The sequence below is a fragment of the Amycolatopsis sp. NPDC003861 genome (assembly GCF_053605405.1).
The window spans coordinates 1-6,312 of the sequence record NZ_JBSGJD010000381.1 but is presented as its reverse complement, the minus strand read 5'-3'; the positions used below and the strand labels follow the sequence as shown (position 1 = coordinate 6,312).

Genomic DNA, 6,312 nt, shown 5'->3' with positions numbered 1-6,312 from the left:
CCACTCACGACCTCGGTAGCTGCTCAGCCGCCGTTGTACTGCTGGTAGGCCGGGGCCCGGAACGTCCGGGCGCCGGCGCCCGCGATCTTGTCGACCGCGCGCAGGAACTTCGGCCCCATCTTCGCGGTGGCCTGCCGGACCGGGTGCGTGGCCCCGAAGTCCTCCGGGCTCGCCTGGCCGTGCGCGAACATCGAGTAGGTCAGCACCGGCTTGCCCGCGGTGTCGAACATGATCCCGGCCTCGTTGCGGCCGTCGTTCAGCCAGCCCGCCTTCGTGGCGATCCTCGCCCGGTCGACGGACGACATCTCCCGCCGGATCCCGTCGGTGAACGCCACCTGCGACCGGAGGATGGACAGCAGGTAGTCCGTCGCCGCCGCGCTCAGCAACGTGCCCGCGACCAGCGCCTGCAACAGGTCGTGGGTCTCGCGCGGAGTGGTCTGGCCGAGGAAGTAGCGGTTCGGGTTGGCCACCGGCGTCACCTGGGTCTTGGGGAAGCCCTTGGCCACCAGGATCTGGTTGATCTCGGCCGCCGGGACGACGAGCCCCACCAGCCGGACGCACGTGTCGTCCGAAACCGTGAGGAACAGCGACAGGACGTGGCCCAGCGTGAACGCGCTCGGGTACGCCTTGTCCAGGATGATGATGCCGTCACCACCCGGCACGACGATGCTTTCCGGCACCTGGACCTGCTGGTCCAGGGTGAGCAGGCCGCGGTCGATCTTGTCCATCAAGGTGACCGCGACGGCCACCTTGTTGACGCTGTACGCCTCGACGACCTCGTCGGACGCCACGTCCACGGCCGCTTGGCCGGCCACGCTGATGTAGGAGTTCCAGGTGCCACCCGCCTCGGCGGCCGCGGCGTCGTAGACGCGCTTCACCTTCTGCCTGGCCCGGTCCGGTGTGGCCGGGCTGGCCTCGATGTCTGCCTCCTGCGCGGACGCGGGAGTGCCGGCCAGAATGCTTCCGGCGGCGACGGCGGTCCCCAAACCGAACGCCGCCCGCCTGTTGAGTCGATACCCCATCGCAAGATCCAACCACGGACGGACCAGCTCGCCCAGGCGTCGTGAGTGGTAAAGAGGGTTCTAACCCTCCTTAACACTCACGACCGCGCGCGCGACGCCCAAGTCCACGAGGTCCTGGGGCCGCAGGTGGAGCTGGTTGGCGATGTCCGGCACCTCTTCGGGCGGGCGCTTGAGGATCGCCGCCGCGGCTTCCGGGGACGTCACCGAGAAGTACGCGTCCGGCGCCACCCACGTCGAACCCGCCGCGGCGAAGGCCAGTGCGCCGCCCGAGCCGCCTTCGCCGATCACCAGGGTCGTCACCGGGACCGAGGCCGTCGCCACCGCGCGGAACAGTTCCGCGATCGCGCCACCCACGCCCGCCTGCTCGGCCGCCGCGTCGTTCGCCGCGCCCGGGGTGTCGACCAGCGTCAGCACCGGGATGCCCAGGCGGGACGCCAGCCGCACCAGCCGGGCCGCCGTCCGGAAGCCGGACGGCAACGTCGGCGTGCCGCACTGGGCCGCGTATGCGATCGTCCGGCCGTCGCGCCAGCCGAAGCCGCAGGCGACACCCGGGTCCGCGCCGCCGACGCGGTCGCCGCTGATGTCCTCCCGCCAGTCGAAGTAGGCGTCGAGGTATTCGGCCGCCCGGGCCCGCTCCGGCGAACGCGCCGCCTGGACCGCCTCCCACCCGGTCTCCGGCGGGGCCGCGGGCCGCAGCGCGGTGGGCGGCGGTGCCGCGGCCGAGGACCGCGCGGTCAGCAGCCGCAGCCACCGCTCCAGCGTCACGCCGAGGTCCTCCGGCGCCACGACGGCGTCCACCTGACCCCAGCCGAGGTGCGCCTCCGCGGTGTACGCCTCCGGCGAGCCCGGCGGGCGCACCCGCGAGCCCGCGAAGCCGACCTGCGCCTCCGGCAGCGCGAGGACGACGTCGGCGCCCGCACCGAGGGTCGCCCAGCCGCCGCCGGTCGTCGGGTCGCGCAGCACCGAGATCTGCGGGATGCCCACCGAGCGCGTCAGCGCCGACGCCCGCGCCACCCGCTGCAGCTGCATCAACGCGCGCATGCCCTGCTGCATGCGGCTGCCACCGGTCGCGATCAGCGACACCACCGGCAGCCGCACGTCCCGGGCGTGCGCGAACGCCGCCTCGATCCGGTCGCCCGTGCGCTGCCCCAGCGAGCCGCCGAGGAACCCGAATTCGAAGGCGATCAGGACGGCTTCGACGTCGCCGATCTTCGCCGTCCCGCAGACGACCGACTCCTTCTCGCCGGTGCGTTCTTCCGCCGCGGAACGCGCTTCCCGGTAGCCCGGCCAGCCGATCGGGCCGTCCGCGGGTTCCTCGCGCAGCGGCGTGGCGAACTCGGTGAAGCCGCATCCGATCGCGCCGACGACCTCGCGCGCCGGCAGCCTAGGCACCGAGGGCCCGCTTCATGACCTTGCCCATGTCGTTGCGCGGCAACGCATCCAGGTACCGGACCACCCGCGGGCGCTTGTGCGGCGCGAGCAGCTTGGCGACGTGGTCGGCGAGCTCCTCGGCCGCCGGCGGCTCGCCCGAGGGCACGATCCACGCGACGATCCGCTCGCCGAGGTCGTCGTCCGGCTCGCCGGTGACCGCCGCTTCGGCGACGCCGGGGTGTTCGAGCAGTGCGTTCTCGATCTCGCCCGCGCCGATCTTGTAGCCGCCGCTCTTGATCAAGTCGGTGGCCTTGCGCCCGACGATCTTCACGTACCCGTCGGCATCGCGCGTGGCCATGTCGCCGGTGCGGAACCAGCCGCCGTCGAACGCGGCCGCGGTCGCGTCCGGCCGGTTGAGGTACCCGGTGAACAGGTTCGGGCCGCGGACCTGGATCTCGCCGACCGTCTCGACGTCTTCGATCACTTCACCGGCGTCGCCGACCAGCCTGAGTTCGACGCCCCGCAGCGGCACGCCGACCGTGCCGGGCTTGCGTTCGCCGTCCGCGCGGACGCTGGTGTTCATCAGCGTCTCGGTCATCCCGTAGCGCTCGACGACCTGCTGGCCGGTCGCCGCGGTGATCCGCTGGTGGTCGTGCACCGGCAGCGCCGCGGATCCGGAAACCAGGAGCCGCGCTTTCCGGAGCGCTTCGGCCAGCGCGGCGTCGGAGCCGACCTCGCCGGCGATCCGGTGGTACATCGTCGGGACGCCGAACAGCATCGTGGCGCCGTTCGAGAGTTCGCGCGCGACGCCCTCGGTGGAGAACCGGCCGAGGTGGCGCACCGAGCCGCCGCGGCGCAGCGGGCCGAGGATGCCGAGGATCAGCCCGTGCACGTGGAAGAGGGGAAGCGCGTGCACGAGGACGTCGTCGGCCGTCCAGCCCCAGGCGTCCTCCAGGGCGTCCAACGTGGTCGCGAGCGCGCGCCGGGGGAGCACGACGCCCTTCGGCGGCCCGGTGGTGCCCGAGGTGTAGACGATCAGCGCGGGCGACTCGGCGTCCGGTTCGTCCGCGATCGGCGTTGTCCCGCCGGTCAGCGGGATGTCCTGCCGGGGCAGGGCGGCCAGGCCGGACGGCAGCTCGACGCCGGGTTCGGCCAGGACGAGCGCCGGCTCGCTGTCGGCGAGGATGTGGGCGAGCTCGCGTTCGCCGATCTTCGGGTTGAGCGGCACCGCCGGCACCCCGGCGAGCAGCGCGGCGACGACCGCGACGCTCGTGTGCAGGGTCGGCGTCGCCCACACCGCGACCCGGCCGTCGGGCAGGTCGCGGGCGAGACCGCCGGCGACGGCGGCGAGATCGTCGTAGGTCAGGGCGTGGTCGCCGAAGCGCAAGGCAACCTCGGCGGCACCGGCGACGAGCGTGGGGAACAACGGGTCGGGCACCGCGGGGACCTCCCAGTGTCGGACTCCAACCGCACGTTACCGTGCCGATCGGTCCCCTGCAGCAAGCAGGCGAAGGCGCTGGTCGTAGGCTGGGACACCGTGTTGGTACTGGCGATCGATACCTCGACCCCGGCGGTCACCGCGGGCGTCGTCGCGCTGGACGGCGGCTTGGTCGAGACGCGCGGTGACCGCGTCACGGTCGACCCCCGCGCCCACGGAGAGCTGATCACGCCGCACGCGCTGGCGGCCGCCGAAGCCGCGGGCGTGACCCTCAAGGACCTCGACGCGATCGTCTCCGGCGTCGGGCCGGGGCCGTTCACCGGCCTGCGGGCCGGCATGGCCACCGCCGCCGCGCTGGGCTACGCGCTCGGCATCCCGGTGTACCCGGTTTGCAGCCTGGACGCGCTGGCCGCCGACGTCCTGCCGGGGGACAACGCTTTCCTCGTGCTGACCGACGCCCGGCGCCGCGAGGTCTACTGGGCCGCCTACGACGCGCAGGGGCGCCGCACCGACGGCCCGCACGTCCAGCGCCCCGCCGACCTCGGCACGGACATCGGGGTGGCGGCCGGCGACGGCGCGCTGCTGTACGCGGACGCGCTCGGCGTCCGGCCGGTCGAGCCGCGCTTCCCGTCGCCCGCCGGGCTGGTGAAGGTCGCGCAGGCCGCGTTGCTGGCGAAGGAGCCGCCGGGCCCGCTGACGCCGTTGTACCTGCGACGTCCCGACGCCGCCGAGCCCGCGGCGCCGAAACGGGTGACCGCTCCGTGAGACTCGAGCCGCTGCGCCGCATGGACATCGCCCGGTGCGTGGAGATCGAGAAGATCCTGTTCCCCGGCGACGACCCGTGGAGCGCCCGCGCCTTCCACTCGGAGCTGGACGCGGGCAACTTCTACCTGGCCGCCCGCCCGGACGAGGGCGACGAGCTGCTCGGGTACGCCGGCCTGGCCGTCGTCGGGCGCCGCCGCGGCGAGTACGAGGCGACCGTGCACACCATCGGCGTCGCGCCCGAGTACCAGGGCCAGGGCATCGGCAAGGCGCTGCTGCAGGCGCTGCTGGCGCGGGCCGACGAGTTCGAGGCACCGGTGTTCCTCGAGGTCCGCACGGACAACACGACCGCGCTCGGCCTGTACGAGCGCCACGGCTTCGAACGGCTCGGCATCCGGAAGCGCTACTACCAGCCTTCCGGCGCCGACGCGTACACGATGGTCCGCCCGGCGCGGACGCGAGACGGGGTGGCGGGCTGATGGCACGCATCATCATGGGCATCGAGAGCTCGTGCGACGAGACCGGCGTCGGCCTGGTCCGCCTGCACGACGACGGCACGGTCGAGCTGCTGGCCGACGAGGTGGCCTCCAGCGTCGAGCAGCACGCGCGGTTCGGTGGTGTGGTGCCCGAGGTCGCCAGCCGCGCGCACCTGGAGGCGATGGTCCCGACGACCGAGCGCGCGTTCGCCACGGCCGGGCTGTCGATGTCCGATGTGGACGCGATCGCGGTGACGGCGGGGCCGGGCCTGGCGGGCGCGCTGCTGGTCGGCGTCTCGGCGGCGAAGGCGTACGCGACGGCGCTGGACGTGCCCCTGTACGGCGTCAACCACCTGGCCGGGCACATCGCGGTGGACACGTTGCAGCATGGGCCGTTGCCGACGCCGTGCCTGGCGTTGCTGGTTTCCGGCGGGCACACGCAGTTGTTGCGGGTCGACGACATCGCTTCGTCGATCACCGAGCTGGGGTCCACTGTGGACGACGCGGCGGGGGAGGCGTACGACAAGGTCGCACGGGTGCTGGGCCTGCCGTACCCGGGTGGGCCGCCGATCGACAAGGCGGCCAAGAACGGCGATCCGGCCGCGATCGCGTTCCCGCGCGGGATGACGGGTCCGCGGGATGCCGCGTTCGACTTTTCCTTCTCCGGTTTGAAGACCGCGGTGGCGCGGTGGGTCGAGGGTGCCGCGCGGCGGGGGGAGGAGATTCCGGTGGATGACGTCGCGGCGTCGTTCCAGGAGGCTGTCGCGGATGTGTTGACGGCCAAGGCGGTTCGTGCTGCGCAGGAGCAGGGGATCGACACCATGGTGATCTCCGGTGGCGTGGCGGCCAATTCGCGCCTTAAGGAGTTGGCGGCGGAGCGTTGTGCTGCTGCGGGGATTGAGCTGCGGGTTCCTCGGCCTCGGCTGTGTACGGACAACGGTGCGATGATTGCCGCTCTGGGGGCGCATGTCGTGGCTGGTAAGCGGCCGACTGCGCCTTTGGAGTTCAGTGCCAATCCGGCTTTGCCGATTAATGTGGTTTCGTTGTAGCTCCTGGGAGGTTGAGGGGTTACCCGGTGAGTGAGCCGGCTTTTCCCCGCCACCCCGAAGCCTTAATTGTGACTACGGCCGACGGCGCCGCGTCAAGGCTGCCAGCAGGCCGCCGAAGAGCAGCAGGAGAACGTTCGCGATCGACCGGGCCCCGACGACGATCCCGAGGTCGACGGCCGACCCGGTGAGATCGA

The 6,312-nt window shown here is 72.6% G+C and carries 6 protein-coding genes; 3 read left to right on the top strand and 3 right to left on the bottom strand.

Annotated elements, in window-relative coordinates:
- Positions 1–23: 23 nt before the first annotated feature.
- The 3 genes from ACWEVN_RS45510 to ACWEVN_RS45500 all read right to left on the bottom strand — a co-directional run bounded on the left by ACWEVN_RS45510 (position 24) and on the right by ACWEVN_RS45500 (position 3,831).
- Positions 24–986 carry a serine hydrolase gene (locus ACWEVN_RS45510; RefSeq protein ID WP_452055415.1) on the bottom strand — a complete coding sequence of 321 codons (963 nt, stop codon included), beginning with the start codon at positions 984–986 and terminating at the stop codon, positions 24–26.
- A gap of 96 nt (positions 987–1,082) precedes the next feature.
- Complete coding sequence (locus tag ACWEVN_RS45505; RefSeq protein ID WP_452055414.1) at positions 1,083–2,414, bottom strand: carboxyl transferase domain-containing protein; 1,332 nt, start codon at positions 2,412–2,414, stop codon at positions 1,083–1,085.
- The gene (locus tag ACWEVN_RS45500) at positions 2,407–3,831 is read right to left on the bottom strand and encodes an acyl-CoA synthetase (RefSeq protein ID WP_452055413.1); all 1,425 of its coding nucleotides are present in this window, start codon (positions 3,829–3,831) and stop codon (positions 2,407–2,409) included. The genes ACWEVN_RS45505 and ACWEVN_RS45500 overlap by 8 nt, the downstream gene beginning before the upstream one ends.
- Positions 3,832–3,930: 99 nt before the next feature.
- Here ACWEVN_RS45500 and tsaB point away from each other — a divergent pair, with 99 nt between their 5' ends.
- From tsaB to tsaD, 3 genes are read left to right on the top strand one after another with little or no spacing between them, the layout of a single operon-like run.
- Positions 3,931–4,596, top strand: coding sequence for a tRNA (adenosine(37)-N6)-threonylcarbamoyltransferase complex dimerization subunit type 1 TsaB (gene tsaB, locus ACWEVN_RS45495; RefSeq protein ID WP_452055412.1), 666 nt, complete (start codon positions 3,931–3,933; stop codon positions 4,594–4,596).
- A complete protein-coding gene (gene rimI, locus ACWEVN_RS45490) occupies positions 4,593–5,072 on the top strand; it encodes a ribosomal protein S18-alanine N-acetyltransferase (RefSeq protein ID WP_449686871.1) in 480 nt (159 codons plus the stop codon). The genes tsaB and rimI overlap by 4 nt, the downstream gene beginning before the upstream one ends.
- Positions 5,072–6,118 (top strand): tRNA (adenosine(37)-N6)-threonylcarbamoyltransferase complex transferase subunit TsaD, encoded by a 1,047-nt coding sequence (gene tsaD / locus ACWEVN_RS45485; protein ID WP_452055411.1) that lies wholly within the window; start codon positions 5,072–5,074, stop codon positions 6,116–6,118. Before rimI ends, tsaD begins: the two co-directional genes overlap by 1 nt.
- The last annotated feature ends 194 nt before the right edge of the window (positions 6,119–6,312 follow it).